The 17,444-nt window shown below is 66.9% G+C and carries 13 protein-coding genes and 1 pseudogene; 3 read left to right on the top strand and 11 right to left on the bottom strand.

Annotated features, from left to right (window positions below; all coding sequences use genetic code 11):
* Nucleotides 1–45: 45 nt before the first annotated feature.
* Together HT579_16460 and HT579_16455 are read left to right on the top strand one after the other, a co-directional pair.
* Nucleotides 46–2,244 carry a YgiQ family radical SAM protein gene (locus HT579_16460; protein QKS30368.1) on the top strand — a complete coding sequence of 733 codons (2,199 nt, stop codon included), beginning with the start codon at nucleotides 46–48 and terminating at the stop codon, nucleotides 2,242–2,244.
* 199 nt (nucleotides 2,245–2,443) lie between these two features.
* Nucleotides 2,444–2,767, top strand: a complete 324-nt coding sequence (locus HT579_16455) for a hypothetical protein (GenBank protein QKS30367.1) — start codon at nucleotides 2,444–2,446, stop codon at nucleotides 2,765–2,767.
* Between the two features lie 184 nt (nucleotides 2,768–2,951).
* On the opposite strand, the gene HT579_16450 is transcribed toward HT579_16455, so the two are convergent.
* The 6 genes from HT579_16450 to HT579_16425 form a co-directional block, all read right to left on the bottom strand.
* Complete coding sequence (locus HT579_16450; GenBank protein QKS30366.1) at nucleotides 2,952–3,650, bottom strand: NAD(P)H-binding protein; 699 nt, start codon at nucleotides 3,648–3,650, stop codon at nucleotides 2,952–2,954.
* A gap of 141 nt (nucleotides 3,651–3,791) precedes the next feature.
* Entirely contained in the window at nucleotides 3,792–5,390 is a 1,599-nt protein-coding gene (locus HT579_16445) for a HAMP domain-containing protein (GenBank protein ID QKS30365.1), read from the bottom strand.
* A gap of 640 nt (nucleotides 5,391–6,030) precedes the next feature.
* Entirely contained in the window at nucleotides 6,031–6,339 is a 309-nt protein-coding gene (locus HT579_16440) for a DUF1330 domain-containing protein (GenBank protein ID QKS30364.1), read from the bottom strand.
* A gap of 209 nt (nucleotides 6,340–6,548) precedes the next feature.
* Nucleotides 6,549–7,067, bottom strand: coding sequence for a dephospho-CoA kinase (locus tag HT579_16435; GenBank protein QKS30363.1), 519 nt, complete (start codon nucleotides 7,065–7,067; stop codon nucleotides 6,549–6,551).
* A gap of 488 nt (nucleotides 7,068–7,555) precedes the next feature.
* Nucleotides 7,556–8,002, bottom strand: coding sequence for an SRPBCC family protein (locus HT579_16430; GenBank protein ID QKS30362.1), 447 nt, complete (start codon nucleotides 8,000–8,002; stop codon nucleotides 7,556–7,558).
* A 252-nt stretch (nucleotides 8,003–8,254) separates the two neighbouring features.
* Entirely contained in the window at nucleotides 8,255–8,893 is a 639-nt protein-coding gene (locus HT579_16425; GenBank protein QKS30361.1) for a LysE family translocator, read from the bottom strand.
* Nucleotides 8,894–8,907: 14 nt separating this feature from the next.
* Here HT579_16425 and HT579_16420 point away from each other — a divergent pair.
* A pseudogene (locus HT579_16420) lies at nucleotides 8,908–9,827 on the top strand (integron integrase).
* A gap of 78 nt (nucleotides 9,828–9,905) precedes the next feature.
* Here the strand turns inward: HT579_16420 and HT579_16415 are convergent.
* From HT579_16415 to HT579_16395, 5 genes are all read right to left on the bottom strand, one after another.
* Nucleotides 9,906–13,079, bottom strand: a complete 3,174-nt coding sequence (locus tag HT579_16415; protein QKS30360.1) for an efflux RND transporter permease subunit — start codon at nucleotides 13,077–13,079, stop codon at nucleotides 9,906–9,908.
* A 38-nt stretch (nucleotides 13,080–13,117) separates the two neighbouring features.
* The gene (locus tag HT579_16410) at nucleotides 13,118–14,752 is read right to left on the bottom strand and encodes an efflux RND transporter periplasmic adaptor subunit (protein QKS30359.1); all 1,635 of its coding nucleotides are present in this window, start codon (nucleotides 14,750–14,752) and stop codon (nucleotides 13,118–13,120) included.
* Nucleotides 14,749–16,023, bottom strand: a complete 1,275-nt coding sequence (locus HT579_16405) for a TolC family protein (GenBank protein QKS30358.1) — start codon at nucleotides 16,021–16,023, stop codon at nucleotides 14,749–14,751. The genes HT579_16410 and HT579_16405 overlap by 4 nt, the downstream gene beginning before the upstream one ends.
* A 208-nt stretch (nucleotides 16,024–16,231) precedes the next feature.
* Nucleotides 16,232–16,996 carry an RES family NAD+ phosphorylase gene (locus HT579_16400; protein ID QKS30357.1) on the bottom strand — a complete coding sequence of 255 codons (765 nt, stop codon included), beginning with the start codon at nucleotides 16,994–16,996 and terminating at the stop codon, nucleotides 16,232–16,234.
* Nucleotides 16,956–17,336 carry a DUF2384 domain-containing protein gene (locus tag HT579_16395; protein QKS30356.1) on the bottom strand — a complete coding sequence of 127 codons (381 nt, stop codon included), beginning with the start codon at nucleotides 17,334–17,336 and terminating at the stop codon, nucleotides 16,956–16,958. The genes HT579_16400 and HT579_16395 overlap by 41 nt, the downstream gene beginning before the upstream one ends.
* Between the last annotated feature and the right edge of the window lie 108 nt (nucleotides 17,337–17,444).

Below are 17,444 nucleotides of genomic sequence, written 5' to 3'. Positions count from 1 at the left end.
GGCTCGGCCGGCGCGCGCCGGCGCTTGCTGTAGAATCGCCGCCCCATGAACCCTCAGCCCGCAGCAGTAACCGCCGCTGCCCCGCGCAGCCTCTTCTCCTGGCGCAAGAACTGGGCCAGCCGTTTCGGCACCGCACCGTTCCTGCCGATGTCGCGCGGCGAGATGGATGCGCTCGGCTGGGATTCGTGCGACATCATCGTCGTCACCGGCGACGCCTACATCGACCATCCGAGCTTCGGCATGGCGTTGATCGGCCGCCTGCTCGAGGCGCAGGGATTCCGCGTCGGCATCATCAGCCAGCCCGACTGGCTGTCGGCGGCTGCCTTTCGCGCCCTGGGGCGGCCGAATCTGTTCTTCGGCGTCACTGCCGGCAACATGGATTCGATGGTCAATCGCTACACTGCCGACCGCAAGCCACGTTCAGACGATGCCTACACGCCGCATGGCGAAGCCAACCGGCGGCCGGACCGGGCGCTGGTCGTCTATGCGCAGCGTTGTCGCGAGGCCTTTCCCGGCAGCAACGTCGTCATCGGTTCGATCGAGGCCAGCCTGCGGCGAATCGCGCACTACGATTACTGGTCGGACAAGGTACGGCGCTCGGTGCTCCCCGATTCGAAGGCCGACCTGCTGCTCTATGGCAACGCCGAGCGGGCGGTCGTCGAACTTGCGCACCGTCTCGCCGCCGGCGAGAGGATCGGCGACATCCGCGACCTGCGCGGCAGCGCCTTCATGGCGCCAAGCGGCTGGTTGCCGGCAGCCGGCTGGAGCGAGATCGACTCGACGACGGTCGATACGCCCGGGGTGCTGATCCGCCACGCCGATCCATACGCCATGACCGCCACAGCTGCCGATGGTGCGGCTTGTGCCGAAGGCCCCGGCAAGGGGGCAGCACGAGCGGCACCGGCAGGCGGCCAGGTCGTCCAGTTCCACCGGCAGGGCTACGCGCGAATGCCGAAGCTCGCGCGCGCGCAGACGGTGATCCGCCTGCCGTCGTACGAGCAGGTGGCGGCCGACGCGGTGCTCTATGCGCATGCCTCGCGCGTCTTCCATCTCGAATCGAACCCGGGCAACGCACGGGCTCTGGTGCAGGCGCACGGCGAGCGCGACGTCTGGCTCAACCCGCCGCCGATCCCGCTCACGACTGCCGAAATGGACGGCGTCTTCGCCGCGCCCTTCCAGCGCCGACCGCATCCCGCGTATGGCGAGGCGAAGATTCCCGCCTTCGAGATGATCCGCTTCTCGGTCAACATCATGCGTGGCTGTTTCGGCGGCTGCACCTTCTGCTCGATCACCGAGCACGAGGGGCGGATCATCCAGAGCCGCTCCGAGCAGTCGATCCTGCGCGAGATCGAGGAGATCCGCGACCGCACGCCGGGCTTCACCGGCATCATCTCCGATCTCGGCGGGCCGACGGCGAACATGTACCGCCTGGCATGCAAGGACCGACGGATCGAGTCGGCCTGCCGCCGCCTGTCGTGCGTCTTCCCCGGCATCTGCGACAACCTCGACACCGACCACACGCCGCTGCTGCAGCTCTACCGCAGGGCGCGCGCGCTGCCCGGCGTGAAGAAGGTGCTGATCAGTTCCGGACTGCGTTACGACCTCGCCGTGCGCGACCCCGAGTACGTGCGCGAACTCGTGCGGCACCACGTCGGCGGCTACCTGAAGATCGCCCCCGAACACACCGAGGAGGGACCGCTGGCGCACATGATGAAGCCGGGGATGAGTTCCTACGAGCAGTTCCGGCAGATGTTCGAGAAGTTCTCGAAGGAAGCCGGCAAGGAGCAGTACCTGATTCCCTACTTCATCGCCGCGCATCCGGGAACCACCGACGCGGACATGCTCAATCTCGCCCTCTGGCTGAAGCGCAACAACTTCCGCCTCGATCAGGTGCAGACCTTCCTGCCGACGCCGATGGCGCTCGCCACCGCCATGTATCACAGTCGCCGCAACCCGCTGCACAAGGTGGGGCACGCCTCCGGCAGCGTCGAGACCGCCCGCGGCGCCCGTCAGCGCCGCCTGCACAAGGCCTTCCTGCGCTACCACGACCCCGACAACTGGCCGCTGCTGCGCGAGGCGCTGCGGCAGATGGGGCGTGCCGACCTGATCGGCAACGGCCGGAAGCAACTCGTACCCTACGCCCAGCCGCCGGGCAGCGGCTTGCGTCGGGTGCCGCCGCTTGCGGCGCCGGCGGCGGGGCGGGCGCGTGGCGGGCGGCCGACTGGCCGCGCATCGGCAAAATGAAGTCTACGGTCATTATCGGGCAATGCACCCGGCGGCGTGCCCGCGCCTTGCCTCTACTAATCCCGAGACGCTGTGAGGCGTGTCGCCGTTGGTGCTCCGCTGACTGCGGAGTTCGGCGGCGGCGGACTGCAGCGACCCGTTCGCATACCCGCACAGACGTTGACCCGTTGCGGAGCACGCACCGAGGAGGAAGAAAGCCATGAACGCTACTACTCTCTGGATCGGCCCGGCTGTTGGTGCCTTGCCTTCGGTCTCGGCTGCCGTCCCTGCTTACCCTGGAGGGGCACATGTGGATGGACCATACGATCCTTTCGACGTCACCAACCCATCGGGCAACGGCAACGGTCGGGGTCACGCATACGGCAAGCCAGCTGCCGGAACGGTCGGCAACGCCGACGTGAAGAACCCGCCCGGCCAGCTTCCCGGTCCCGTTGATGGCAACAGCGGCTACGAATGCGATGACAACAGCGGCATTGCCAGGGGCAATCCCGCACACAGCTTCTGCGTACCGCCCGACGAGTAGCATCGCTCGGGTCATTGCGGGGACACGGCAGTCAATTGCCGGACCTTCGCCGTTCCCTGGCAGCGGTTCGCGGCGTGCGGCGTCGCCAACTTGCCAGCGTCGGTTCCCGGCAGTCCCGGACGGTAGCGCTGGAGTTCGGGTTCGCGGACGGCCCTGGCGAGCATTCCCGGACAGCGAACCGAAGTCAGGCAGCGGCGCGGATTCCCGGTACTTCGACGATCTCGATGGCGGACGCTGGTGGATTTTCGACAGCACGAACCAGCGCCTGCGTCATCTGTTCCAGGCTGACCAGGCCGAGGCGCTCGGCTGCCGGGCGCCAGCGCGGGACACACGCGGCGAGGGCGTAGAGTGGAGTCAGGATGAGTGGCCAGCGGTGCCCCGGCCCGACGACGTACCAGGGACGCAGGATGGTCGCGCGCACGCCGCTCGCGGCGACCGCCGCCTCGCCGGTGGCGCGGGCGGCGACGTAGGCGCGCATCACCGGCGCCGGCTGCGCGACGCTGACGTAAACGAGGTGGGCGATCGCCGTCCGCGATGCTGCGCTTGCCGCTGCACGGATCGACGCGAGATCGACCGCCTCGAATTCGGCTGCCTTGGACGGATTGGGGTGCGCCGTACCGACCAGGTGAACCAGGGTGTCACCGGGCTGCAGGGCGGTGGCGATCGATTCGCTGTCGAGTGCATTGCCGATGATGGCCTCGGCGCCTGCGGCGGATCGCCCGGCCGCCGAACTGCGCACGAGGAGCCGGACGCGGTGTCCGCGCGCCAGAAGTCGCTCCGCCAGGCGCGTACCGAGATAGCCAGTGCCGCCGGTCAGCACCACGGCGCCAGTCCGCGCAGCCGCTACGGCGGGAACCGCAGGTGCAGCCTGTGCGCGAGTCATCTGCCGATTCTCCATCGGTGAGTGGCTTCGGGGCTCGGGTTCATCCTCGGAACGTCTTCCGCCCATCCACTTGATCGGTCTCGGCATCCGCTCTCTCGCCTTGCCTCCCGGCGCGGTCGCGACGCTCTCTTCGCGATCCCTTCAGGCGAGCTTGAAGCGGTAGGCGGTAGCCATCAGTGTGCTGGCGAGCTGTTCCAGTTGCGCTGCCGCAGTGGCGGTTTCGGTGACCGATGCGGCGTTCTCCTCGCTCATTTGCGCGGTGTCTTCGATCTTGCGCGCTATTTCTTCGCTGGCCGTCCGCTGTTGAAGCAGTGCGGTGCGGATATTCTCGACGGCATCGATGATGGTTTTCGATTGATCGCTGAGCGCGTTGACCGCTGCTTCGGCATCGCGAGACTGCTCGTCGACCTGGCCCATCTGGCGGACTGCCGCATCGATGCTGTTGGCCACGTCGTGGGTGACCCTCTGGATGCGCTCGATCATGTCGCCTATTTCACGGGTTGATTGCCCGGTCCGCTCTGCCAGTTTGCGCACTTCATCGGCGACGACGGCGAATCCGCGGCCCAGTTCGCCGGCCCGGGCGGCTTCGATCGCGGCGTTCAGCGCGAGCAGGTTGGTCTGATCGGCGACCTCGCGGATGACGTTGACCACCGTCGAAATCTGGTTCGACAGTTCGTTGAGCTGGGTGATCTCACCAGCCGTCCGATTCACTGCGTCGATGGTCACCCGACCGCTGTCGACCATGCGCCGGATGATTGCGCTTCCGGAGTCGCCTGAACTGCTGGCCGAGGCCCGAACCGATCCGGCCAGATCCTCGATGGCGGCAACGCTGGTCGCCATTTCCTCAACGGTTGCCGCGATGGCCATCGATGCTTCGCTCTGGCGCTCGGTCGAGACCGAGAGCTGGGTGGTGGTTGCGGCCATCTGGCTGCTCATCGACGACAGGTTGCCGCTGCTGCCCTGCAACTGAGCGGCGATGTCGCGCAGACCATCCTGCATTTCCTTGCAGCTTCTAAGCAGCATGGCGAATTCGTCGCTGCCGCGTGGCTCGATATCGGTACTGAGATCGCCGGCGGCGACGCGGCGCGCGATCCTGATCACCTGGTCCAATGGTCCCAGGATCGAGCGAGCAATCAACGTTGCGGCGACGATGAGGCCCGCAGCGGCGAGCACGGAGATCACCATCGCAGCAATCATCATCGTCCGCGCAGTGGCCAGAAAGTCCTCGTTGGCGTGCCTGGCCTCCTGGTCCATCGATTCGGCAAGACGCGCCAAATTCTCGCGCACGTCGCGGACCGTCGTGTCGGCCTTGCCATCAATCTCGCGGATCGTGTCCGAAACAGGGCTCTGGCCAGACAAAGCGGGCAGCAGTTCGTTGTGGAAGAGATTGCGCAATGCCTGAATGCCCTCCTGCGCCCTTCGAACATCTGCCTTTTCCTGGGCCGTGTCGGCATCGCGCGCGAGCGCCTCAAGGTCGTGGGCGGCTTCCCTGTCGAGCGCCTGCAGCGAATTCCTGGCGGCGGCAAGGTCGCGGTTGATCACGGCGTCCGCGATGATCTGGTAGTACTGCACGCCGAGCCAGGAGGCTTCGCCGGCAATCGCTTGCGCCCGGTTGCGCTCGCTGCTTTCCCGTTGCGATGTCTTGAGCAGCGAAATGCCGACCATGGCGACCGCGCTCACGGATGCCAGTGCGATGATCGCTGCGAGAATCAGGACCATGAGGCGATGTCTGACACTCATTTCTTCTCCCTATCACTGAAGAGATCGCGTACCACGCAAAGCCATGGCACGCGAATCGTCATTGCCGTTGCGGCCACCCCGGATGATCCAGAGGACGCGGACTGGGCACGGAACGGTACCGGTCGTGCGACGTGCCTGGCGGTCCGACGCCACAAGCGAACGTGACCCGTTGAATCGACTCGTGCCCCGGCCTGCTGCCATCGGGCGCGCACATCACGAGGGCCGCCGGCGACCTGTCGCCTGCAAGCCAGTTCGGTTGTGGCACCCGAATCCTCCCGACTTGAAGTCTATTGCGAAAGGGGACGGGATGGAACTGTTTCCGATCTCCCGAATTCCGCGATCGGGGCTCGGCAGGACCGGTTGCGGCGCATCGCGAGGCTCAGGAGAAGTCCGAACAAGCGCGCAGGAAGGCGCGACGCCACAGCGGCAGCGAATCCGGTGCAACAGGCCGGACCTCCTGCTGGCGACCGGGTGGCGCTGCCAACGGTCGCCCCGCAACTGGCCGCCACCGCCGCTGGCTTTGACGCATCCCGGCGCAGCCACCCGCGCAGCGCCCGCATTGCAGACGACCGGTGGTCGCGAGGTGCAACGAGGTTCTGGCTACCGAGCGTCCTCCTTGACCCATCGGGACAGGGGCGCATCAGGCTGGAGCGACGGGGTTTGCCCCTTCGAAGATGCGAACCTCTCGTTCAGCTGTTTGACCGAGCACGGCCAGTGCGGCTTGGTACTCGGGGCTTTCGTAGGTGGCGACTGCCTGGCTGAGACTCTGAAACTCGACAACCACGGCTCGCCCGTTCACAGTTCCCTCCGGCGCTGCCGCCGACATACCCCGGACGAGGAACCTTCCCCCGCCGGCCTGTATTGCAGGCCCTGCCAAGGCGGCGTACTTCGCATGCGCCGCTTGGTCCCTGATGGCTCGATACCACGTAACCCAGTACGCACTTGGCATAGGTGCTCCGCGGGTGGTTCTGTGAGGCCAACGAGTGGCGTCTGTGTCGCGCGTCGCAAGTGCTGGGCCTTGCCGCTGGTACGTCTCCGCGGCAGATGAACCTCGATGGACTGCAGCGCCTCGACGGCGGTACTCATGGGGATTGTAAGCGTCCCGTGCAGCAGGTCCAATCCTCTCGGCGCGGATCGGTTTGAGCGAAGGTTTGGGCCTCAGCGCAACCATGCCAACACCTCGGCTACGGGTGGATTCAGCTGGGGCACACGCTGAAGTTCTACCTTGCGACCCGGGTACCTGTCGAAGACCGCCCGATGAGCGGCCAAGGACATTGGCCCGTCTCGCGTGTAGTACTCGGCTACCCATGACAGGAGTAACTGCAGGTTGGCGTCCTGCTCCTGCTTGGACGGGTACTTGTGGGGCTCCCAGGGCCGGTTCAGGCAGTGGGCTGTACAACTCTCCCGCCCCGGGTTCAGGAAGATGAGAAACGGCTGGAAGTGGAACGCGGATTCGATCAGGTTGCCGTAGCAGCCTTCCAGCACCCAACGTGGGTGAGTGGTGCAAAACGTAGCGACGTCGGCTTCGGCCAGCGCGCTTGATCGTGCCACGGCGGGCTGATCCGGCTCCCATGCGATCGAGTCGAGATCCAGGACGGCGAGGTTGGCCGACTGAGCCAGCCAGTTGGCCAAGGTGGACTTGCCGGAGCCGGAGTTGCCGAGGATCGCGACGCGCATCGCCTCCGAGGCCTAATGTTCGAGCTGAGCCGTCCGCCGAGGCAGTCAGCGGATCGCCTCGAGCGAAGGGTTAGCGAAGCGATCGGGTCGCGGCCGCAAGTCGTCCCGAAGAAACGCGAGGTGGGCGGTGTGTGGCCAGGTGGAATGCGGCGCTACGGAAGACCGATGCAGCAATGGTGTGAATTGCCCGCAGGTTGGCGTGGTCCTGGGTGACGTCATCGACATGGGCGACTGGGCCCGGCGGTTCGCAGCCATCGGATAGATATCCCGTTTGAGAGAGTGAGGAAGACGACGTACCCGAGGTAGCGCCACATTCCGCAACGAATGATGGAGCAAGCCATGGCGCAACGCAATCGCAGCATGAGTGCCAAGCTCGGCAAAGGCCGCGCCGCACTGACCCACAAACCCCGTGACCGAACCATTGCCAATCAATCACTTCGGGTGCGCTTCTTGAGAGGCGTCGTCTCGCGTGCCGACCTGCCGGTCGGTTACTCGGGAATTTCGGGTTCCACCAGCTTGGCCAACTGCGCGAGAGACTCTTGCCATCCCAGGTAGCACATCTCTACCGGGATAACCTCCGGCAACCCCTCCTGCAAGATGTTGAGCTCGGTGCCGCAGGCCACTTGGCGCAGCGAGACGGTGACCCGAATCTCGCCTGGAAGGTTCGGATCATCGAACCTGTCCGTGTAGCGGATCCTCTCGAAGGGGACCAGTTCGATGTACTCGCCGCCGAACGAGTGGCCGTTGCCCGTGGTGAAGTTGCGAAACGACATCCTATGCTTGCCACCCACGCGCGCCTCGAGTTCGTGGACCTGGCAGGTGAATCCGTAGGGTGGGAGCCACTTAGCCATGGCATCGGGTTCGATGAAGGCGCGGTAGACGCGCTCGGGCGTTGCCTTGAGAACGCGATGAAGTCGGACGGTGCCGGTAGCCATGGTCGGAAGCCTTTCTATACAGTGAGGATGACCTGCACGACGAACGAGCTCTGCGCTCAAATCGACGTAGTTTCGAGACACGCGCCAAATGGCGCCGTGCAGGGACAACGCGGGAGCTTGGTGACGCCTGACGTTCAAGTTCAGGGGCGGGCGCAGGCGAGGCGCCTGGCCCGCGAGGCGGATGATGGGCCACAATGCCGCGCGCGCCAGGCGCCTTGCCGGAACGCGTCCCCTCAAGCGACGGGCTAGGCGTCATCGACGCTGCTCTGATAGTGCCAAACGAATGCCCAGACCTATAAGCACGCCACCGAGAACCCGGTCCAGCCAAACTGACGCCTTGGGATTGGCTCGGAAGAAGTTGGTTGCCCTGGCAGCAGCAAGAACGAAGCAGGATTCAACGACGATTGCTACGCAGATTACCAGCGTCCCCAGCATGACAAGCTGCAGCGGCTCGCTACCGTGCCCCGGCCTCACAAACTGCGGCAGAAACGCCATGAAGAACATGGCAACCTTTGGATTCAGGACGTCAATGAAGACGCCTTGGCGGAAGGCTTTCCAAGTTGATACGTCCATTTCCTTGTCCTTGGTCGGGCTGAACGCTGCACCTGCTGAGCGAAGTGATTTGACGCCCAGATAGATTAGATATGTCGCACCGACGTACTTCACTACGGTGAAGGCGGTCGCGGAGGTTGCAAGGATTGCAGAAAGGCCAACGGACGCAGCCAGAACGTGTACAAATGCTCCGGTGCAGACTCCGGCGGCCGACGCTAGACCCACCCGTCGGCCATGTGCAATGGACCGCGAGAGTATGTAGATCAGGTCTGGGCCAGGCGAGAGGTTAAGAGCCAGTGCCGCAGAGAAGAAGACGAGCCAGTAGGTGAGATCGACCACAGTGTTCCCCGGTGATGCCAACGAATGGCGTTCATCTGCCGCGCCGCGAGGGTCCGGCCTTGCCGCTGGCGCATCCACGGCAGATCAACCTCGTTGGACTGGGCGCCTCGACGGCGGTACTCATGAGGATTGTAAGCGTCCCGTGCCGCCGGTCAAGCCACGGGCAAGACCCCGACGGCTGGGCCAGAGGCAGACGGGGCCGTACCACTGCTCGCCAGGAGGCGCTCGGCAGCGAGCTTCCCTCGCTCGACGAGGTCGAGTCGGCGAAAGTTCCCGACGCTTGCCGGTCGTCCTCACGCCGGAGGAAGTGCAGTGCTTGCTGGTGCTGAGCGAGGGCACGACGAGCCTGATCCTGCGGCTGCTCTACTGCACCGGCATGCGCATCATGGAATGTCTGCGCTTGCGCGTGAAGGACATCGACTTCGCGCGTGGCGAGATCGTGGTTCGCGAGGGCAAGGGCGCCAAGGACCGCGTCACGATGCTGCCGAGGACGCTGGCCGATCCGCTGCGGGCCCACCTCGGGCGCGTCAAGGCGTTGCACGAGGCCGAACTTGCCGAGGGCTTCGGAGAACTCATTCTGCCTCTTGCTCTGGCACGCAAGTCTCCGCATGCGGCCCGCGAATGGGCCTGGGAGTATGTCTTCGTTGCCGCCAGGCGATTGCTCGACCCACGCTCGGGAGCGATTCGTCGGCACCACGTCGAAGCGCAGAGCCTCCAGTGCGCGATGAGTGCGGCTCTGCGCGAGGCGGGGATCAGCCAGTCGGCCACACCGCACACCCTGCGCCATTCGTTCGCGACCTCGCTCCTGGAAAGCGGTCGCGACATCGGTACGGCGCAGGAGCTGTTGGGGCATGCGGATGTGTCGACGACGATGATCTACACGCATGTGCTCAATCGCGGCGGGCTGGGCGTGCGCGGCCCGCTCGACGACCTGATCGAGGCAACCGCGACGCCCGGGTGGGCGCGAGGGCGCTTCGTGATCAACTGCTGGCAACGGCCGGCGACGTTCGCCTCAGCCCGCCCTGGCGCGCCCGTCAGCCGTCGATGCCGCCATCGCCGCCGCCTCGCGGCGCAGCGACCATTGCTGGACCAGCGCGTAGAGCGCGGGAATCACGGCGAGCGTGAGGATCGTCGAGGAGATCATGCCGCCGACCATCGGCGCCGCGATGCGGCGCATCACCTCCGATCCGGTTCCCGTTCCCCACATGATCGGCAGCAGGCCAGCCATGATGGCGACGACGGTCATCATTTTCGGCCGCACGCGCTCGACCGCGCCTTCCATGACCGCCCGGTAGAGATCAGCGACGTCCGGTGCGCGCCCGGCGGCGCGGCGTTCCTGCCGGATCGCCTGCCAGGCATGATCGAGGTAGATGAGCATGACGACGCCGGTCTCGGCGGCGACACCGGCGAGCGCGATGAAGCCGACGGCGACCGCCACCGAGAGGTTGTAGTCGAGGAGCCAGATCAGCCAGATGCCGCCGACGAGCGCGAAGGGGACCGAGAGCATGACGATCAGCGTTTCGCCGATCCGCCGGAAATTGAGATAGAGCAGCACGAAGATCGACAGCAGGGTGACCGGGATGACGATCTTCATGCGCTCGATCGCCCGCTGCATGTACTCGAACTGGCCGCTCCAGGTGACGTAGTAGCCGGGCGGGAAGTTGATCCGCCCGGCGACCGCCCGCTTGGCGTCGGCGACATAGCCGCCGATGTCGCGATCGCGGATGTCGACGTAGATGTAGGCGGAGAGCAGGGCGTTCTCGGTGCGCACGACGGGCGCGCCCTTGCTGATGACGACGCGCGCCACCTGTCCCAGCGGGACCATCGTGCCGCCCATCGTCGGCACCAGCACCTCGCGGGCGATCTGCTGCGGGTCGCCGCGCAGCTCGCGCGGATAGCGGACGGTGACGCCGAAACGTTCCCGGCCTTCGACCGTGGTGGTGACGATTTCCCCGCCGAGGGCGACGCCGATGACGTCCTGCAGGTCGCCGACCGCCAGGCCGTAGCGCGCCAGTTGCCCGTGGTCGGGTTCGATGTCGAGATAGAAGCCGCCGGTGATGCGCTCGGCGAAGGCGCTGCTGGTGCCGGGGACGGTCCTGACGACGGCTTCGACTTCCTTCGCCAGATCTTCCATCGCGCCGAGTTCGCGGCCGAAGACCTTGATGCCGATCGGCGTGCGGATGCCGGTGGACAGCATGTCGATGCGCGCCTTGATCGGCATCGTCCACGAGTTGGCGACGCCGGGGATCTGCAGTGCCTGGTCGAGTTCGCCGATCAGCCGGTCGATGTTCAGCCCGGGGCGCCATTCGGACTCGGGCTTCAGGTTGATGACTGTCTCGAACATCTCGGTCGGCGCCGGATCGGTCGCCGTGTTGGCGCGCCCGGCCTTGCCCCAGACCGAAGCGACTTCGGGAAAACTCATGATGATCCGGTTCTGCGTCTGGATCAGCTCGGCCGCCTTGGTGATCGACATGCCGGGCAGCGAGGTCGGCATGTAGAGCAGCGAACCTTCATTGAGCGTCGGCATGAACTCGGAGCCGAGGCGCGAGGCCGGGTAGACGGTGGCGCCGACCGTCAGCACGGCGACGACGATGGTCAGCTTCTTCCAGCGCATGACGGCGGCGATGAGCGGGCGGTAGGCGCGGATCAGGAAGCGGTTCACCGGGTTTCTCGCTTCCGGCATGATCGCGCCGCGGATGAACAGGAGCATCAGCACCGGCACCAGTGTCACCGAGAGCAACGCCGCGCCGGCCATGGCGAAGGTCTTGGTGTAGGCGAGTGGCGAGAACAGCCGCCCTTCCTGTCCCTGCAGCGCGAACACCGGCAGGAACGAGACGGTGATGATCAGCAGCGAGAAGAACAGCGCCGGGCCGACCTCGCGGCAGGCGGCGAGGATCGCGCCGTCGCGCTCGGCGGGCGAGTGCTCGGCCGGCAGACGTTCGAGATGCTTGTGGGCGTTCTCGATCATGACGATTGCCGCGTCGATCATCGCGCCGATGGCGATGGCGATGCCGCCGAGGCTCATCAGGTTGGAGTTCAGGCCGAGCGCGCGCATGGCGATGAAGGCGATGAGGATGCCGACCGGAAGCATCAGGATGGCGACCAACGCGCTGCGCAGGTGCAGCAGGAAGACGACACAGACCAGCGCGACGATGAGCGACTCCTCGAGCAGCGTTCGCTTGAGCGTTTCGATGGCGCGGTGGATCAGTTCGGAACGGTCATAGACGGTCTCCACCGTCACCCCTGCCGGCAGCCCAGGGGCGATTTCCCCGATGCGGGTCTTCAGGTTGTGGATCACCTCGAGCGCGTTCTGGCCATGGCGCGCCATCGCGATGCCGGACACCACCTCGCCTTCGCCGTTCAGTTCGGTCAGCCCGCGTCGCTCGTCGGGCGCGATTTCGACGCGGGCGATGTCGCGGATCAGCACCGGGGTGCCGCGCTCGCTCTTGACGACCAGCGTCTCGATGTCGCTGCCGCCGCGCAGATAACCCCTGCCGCGCACCATGTACTCGGTCTCGGCCATCTCGACGACGCGGCCACCGACGTCGCGGTTGGAGTCGCGGATCACCTGTGCGACCTTCATCAGCGGGATGCCGTAGGCGCGCAGCTTCACCGGGTCGACCGTCACCTGGTAGGTCTGCACGAAGCCGCCGATCGACGCGACTTCGGCGACGCCGTGCGCCTTGCTCAGTTGGTAGCGGACGTACCAGTCCTGGATCGTCCGCAGCTCGGCCAGCGTCCGGTCGCGGGCGAGCAGGACGTACTGGTAGACCCAGCCGACGCCGCTGGCGTCAGGCCCGAGCGAGGGGCTGACGCCGCGCGGCAGGCGGCCGGCGGCGGAACTCAGGTACTCGAGAACGCGCGAGCGCGCCCAGTAGATGTCGGTGTCGTCGTCGAAGATGATGTAGACGAAGGAGGCGCCGAAGAAGGAGAAACCGCGCACCACTTTCGATTTCGGCACCGCCAGCATGGCGGTGGTCAGCGGGTAGGTCACCTGGTCCTCGACGACCTGTGGCGCCTGGCCGGGATACTCCGTGTAGACGATGACCTGTACGTCGGAGAGGTCGGGCAGGGCGTCGATCGGCGTCCGCAGCAGCGCGTGCATGCCGGCGAGGGTGATGAAGAGGGTGGCGAGCACGACCAGGAAGCGGTTCCTTCCCGACCAGTCGATGATCCTGGCCAGCATTCTCGGGCTCCTCGCGGTCGTCGTTCGGTGGTGGTCGGTCAGTGACCGGCGTGCGGGTTGCCCGTGGCGGCGGCTGCGCCGGCGTCCTGGCCTGCCGGCAGCGGCCGGTGCGCCGTGATCACCCATTCGCCGGGCTGCCGTTCGACGAAGTCGAAGGCGACCCTGCCGCCCGGCCGCAGCCCCTGCAGCAGCGACTGGTTGGCCAGCGTGAACGGCATCGTCATCGCCGGCCACTTGAGGCTGTCGATCGGGCCGTGCCGCAGTGTGACCGTGGCCGCCGCAGCATCGACGCTGTCGACCGTTCCTTCGCCGTGGTGGCCCGCTCCCCTGCTTGCCGGCCGCCCGCCGTCGCTGCGCTCGCCGGCCTTGCCGGTGGCGCCGTCGGCGGGTGGGCCGAGGCCGGCCACCGCCGCCCTGAGGTTGCTCTCGGCGTCGATCAGGAAGTTGGCGGCGACGACCACCTGCTCGCCTTCGCTGACGCCGCCGAGGACCTCGACGTAGTCGTCGCTGCGCACGCCGAGGCGGACCACGCGCGGCTCGAAGCGGCCTTCGGCCTGCCGGATCAGCACGATCTGGCGGGTGCCGCTGTCGATCACGGCGGAGACCGGGACGCTCGGCACCGTGGCGCGGGTGGCCAGTGGCAGTTCCACCTGGGCAAACATCGACGGCTTGAGCAGCAGGCCCGGATTGGCGAGTTCGATGCGCACCGGCACCGTGCGCGTCTCGGCGTTCAGCGTCGGATAGACGTAGGCGACGACGCCTTCGAAGTGCTGGCCGGGATGGGCGTTGATTGTCACCCTGGCCTTGCCGCCGGTGCGGACGAGGCCGATGTCCTGCTCGAAGACGTCGGCGATGACCCACACCGACGACAGGTCGGTGACCTGATAGAGCGTTTCGCCGGGCATGAAGCGCATGCCCTGGACGGCTCTCTTTTCGGTGACGATGCCCGCCACCGGCGAGCGGAAGCTGATCGTCCGGCGCGCGTCGCCGGAGCGCGCGAGCGCTGCCAGCTGGTCTTCGGCGACGCCCCAGTTGCGCAGTCGGCTGAGGCTCGCTGCGGCGAGTTCCTGCATTCCCGATCGAGCGGAGTCGCTGCCGTCGTGCAGGGACTCGACGCCCTGCGCGGCGATCGCATACTCGCGCTGCGCGGCGACCAGCTCCGGGCTGTACACCTCGAACAGCGGCTGGCCCCTGGCGACCGGCTGGCCGCTGACATTGACGTACAGACGTTCGACATAGCCTTCGAAACGTGGCGCGATGGCATGGACGCGGCGCTCGTCGGGCTCGATGCGGCCGGCCGCACGCAGCGTCCGGTCGAGGGCACGGAGCTGGACTGCTTCGCTGCGCACGCCGAGCTTCTGCACCTTCTCGGTGCTGATCCGCAGCTGCCTCGCGGCGGCCGGATCGGCGTCGTCCTCGCCCTCGTAGACGGGGATGTAGTCCATCCCCATCGAGTCCTTCTTCGGTACCGGCGAGGTGTCGGGCAGGCCCATCGGGTTGCGGTAGTAGAGGATGCGCGGCTTCTTCCTGCCGGCGTCGGCGGTTTCGCCTGTCGTTCCGGCGACGCTGTCCGCTGCCGGCGACGCGGCGCCCCGGCTGCCGAACCAGTAGCCACCGGCGGCTGCCAGCGCGGCAACGGCGAGGCCCGTGACGATTGCGGCGAGCGGCCTCACAGATCCTCCCCCAGCAGCCTTTCGATCTCGGCCAGCCGTACCTGCGCCTCGCTCTGCGCCTTGATCTGCCGCTGTCGCGCCTGCCGCATCTGCCGTTGTGCCTCGAGCAGCGTCACGAAGTCGACCTTGCCGGTCTCGTAGCCGGCCAGTGCCGAGCGGAAACTCAGCTCGGCCTGCGGCAGGAGGGTGCCCGTCGTCAGCGTCTCGATCCGGCGCGCCGCCTCGATGCCGGCGAGATTCTCGGTGAGTTCGGCAAGCACCTGATTGGCGGCGGCCTCCTGGCGTGAACGGGCGGCGGACAGCATCGCCTCCGATTCGCGTTCCTGCGCGCGCCGCGCCGATTGCTGCAGCGGGATGTTCAGTTCGATCATCACTTCCCACTCCTTGACCGAGTTCTGGTACTGGATCGGTCCGAAGCCGACGGTGAAGTCCGGGTAGCGGTTGCGGTACGCCAGCGCACGGCTCTTCTCGGCGGCCTGGACGCGCGTCTCCTCGCTGAAGAGGAGGGGGTTGCGTGCGCGCACGCGCTCTGCCAGCGTCGCCGGATCGAGTCTGGCGGCCGCCGGCAGCGGCGGCAGTTCCGCCGGCGCGGCGAGCTCTGCCGTGGCCGGGCGCGCCAGCAGGGCATTCAGGCGTGCGTTGAGCTGGCGGCTCTCGTTTTCCAGTTGCAGCAGCTCGCTGTGCAGGTCGGTCTGCTCGACCTGCGCGCGGATGACGTCCTGCTGCGCGGCGAGTCCGCCGGCGTAGCGCGCCTGCGCCACCCTCTCCAGCCGCAGGCTGAGGTCGAGAAGCTCGCGCGTCAGCCGTTCATTGCGGTAGAGGTAATGGCGCTGGGCGTGCGCCACCTTGATCCGCGCGGCGATGTCGGACCAGCTTCCCCTGGCCTTGCCGGTGGCGCCTTCGGCCTCGAGTTCGGCGATCTCCCGCTGCAGGTCGCGTTTGCCGAACCACGGCAGATCCTGCGACAGCAGGTAGCGCGTGCTGCCGACCCCGCTCGGCGAGAGGGTGGCGTTCTGTTCGCCGGACCTGGTGATGTCGCGCAGTTCCATCCGGAACTTCGGGTCGGCCAGCGAGCCGGCAGCCATCGCGCGTTCGCGGGCGGCGTCGGCTTCGGAGCGCATCGCGGCATACTCGGGATTCCTCTCCCTGGCGAAGGCGAGCAGGCTGGCGGCCGTCCTGCCGATCGCGCCCTCGTCGGCAGACGCGCACGGCGCCACGGCGGGCGTCAGGCCGAGAATGGACAGCAGAGCAAGAACAAGAGTTGACCGCATGCAATCTCCCGCAGTGATCCGGACTGGCGAAGCCCGGTGACCGCCACCTGGCTTCGCCGGCAGGCAAGGCGCCACCGACGGCGGCGCTCCGCTGCCGGTGAGGCGGCGGACGGTCGGCCGGCGGCACGCGAGCGGACGCCGGCCATTGCCGCAACGATCACAGTCCGGAGTCTGCGCGGGACAGCCCGACAGCAAGCTGACCCGTAGATTACATTTGTGTCATCTGGCGTCGGCCTGGCGGCAGCGGCCCAGGTGTCGTCGCCGGGCGGGGCATCGCCAGGGCGATCAGCTCGTGATCGCGTCGCCAGATGACCTCGACGCGATTGACCACCAGCCACCAGCTTTGCATGGCCGGGTGCGGCTTCCTGCCGGCGAATGCCGCCGGTGTCAGGACGGCGAGACACCAGCTCGGCTCGGCTGCCCGCACCGAGCCGTAGATGACGGCGCCGACACCGGCACCGCGGGCGACGTGGGCGAAGGACTGCGTCGCGGCGTAGTCGCTCGGGTGCGTCCAGGCAGCGGCGTCTTTCCTCAAGGGGTCGTCGCGCAGGTCGACGGCCGTCGCGTGCAGCTCGGCGCGGAAAGCGGTGTGGGCGACCGGGCCGATGCGCTCGAGGTCTTCGGCATCCTGCAGGAAGCGCCAGCGCCAGTAGCCGAGTTCGGCACAGGCGGTGCGCACCGTTGCGGCACCGTAAAAAACGCCGGGATCGGTGACGGCACGAAAGCGCGAGCCGTTTGCCGCCGGTGGATAGCGAAAGGGGGTCGCCAGCAGGTAGTCGAGTCCGCTGGCCGCAGCGGGTAGCGCCGGCTTGCTGGCTTCAAGCAGCGACTCAAGGACTTCCTGCTCGGCGGCGTCGTCGACGAGCTTCATCGTCGCCGCCACGTGCTGCGCCTCGACGATCCGCCAGACCCAGCCGCGCCAGTCGCGCGCCTCAGACGAGACTTCGGGAGGCGTCCAGGTAATGGACGACACGGACCAGTCCTTCCGTGTTGGCGATGAGGTCCGCGGGGCGACCGTTGAGCCCGCGGTTGTTGCTGGTGAGCCATCTGCACGCGGTTTCCTGCTCACCGACGATGGAGTCGAGCGAGCGGAAAGCGCGGACGAACAATACCGCCAGCTCCCACTCCTTGCGCTTCTCGTCGAGCTGGTAGGCGCCCGAGTACAGTCGGCTGACCGTGGCCGCGCTGATGCCGAGCACTCTGGCCAGTAGCGAGCGCGGGATGTGCAGATGATCGGCGGCGCGCGTCACCGCCTTGCTCAGGACGGCAGCCGGCTCGGCCCTGCTGGCCGCCTGCATGCTGCTTCGGGGCATCTCGTTCTCCTTTCCATGGAAATTATAGCAAACATGCGTTTCCCGGGAAATAGCAGGCCGCAGTCTCGCGAAAAGGCGCTCCGTGGCCGTCGAGGCGCCTTGGCGGTC

Origin of the sequence: Candidatus Accumulibacter similis, assembly GCA_013347225.1 — a bacterium.
In the GTDB taxonomy this organism is placed as follows: domain Bacteria; phylum Pseudomonadota; class Gammaproteobacteria; order Burkholderiales; family Rhodocyclaceae; genus Accumulibacter; species Accumulibacter similis.
Note: the sequence above shows the minus strand (reverse complement) of the source record. Positions and strands in the feature narration are given on the sequence as shown.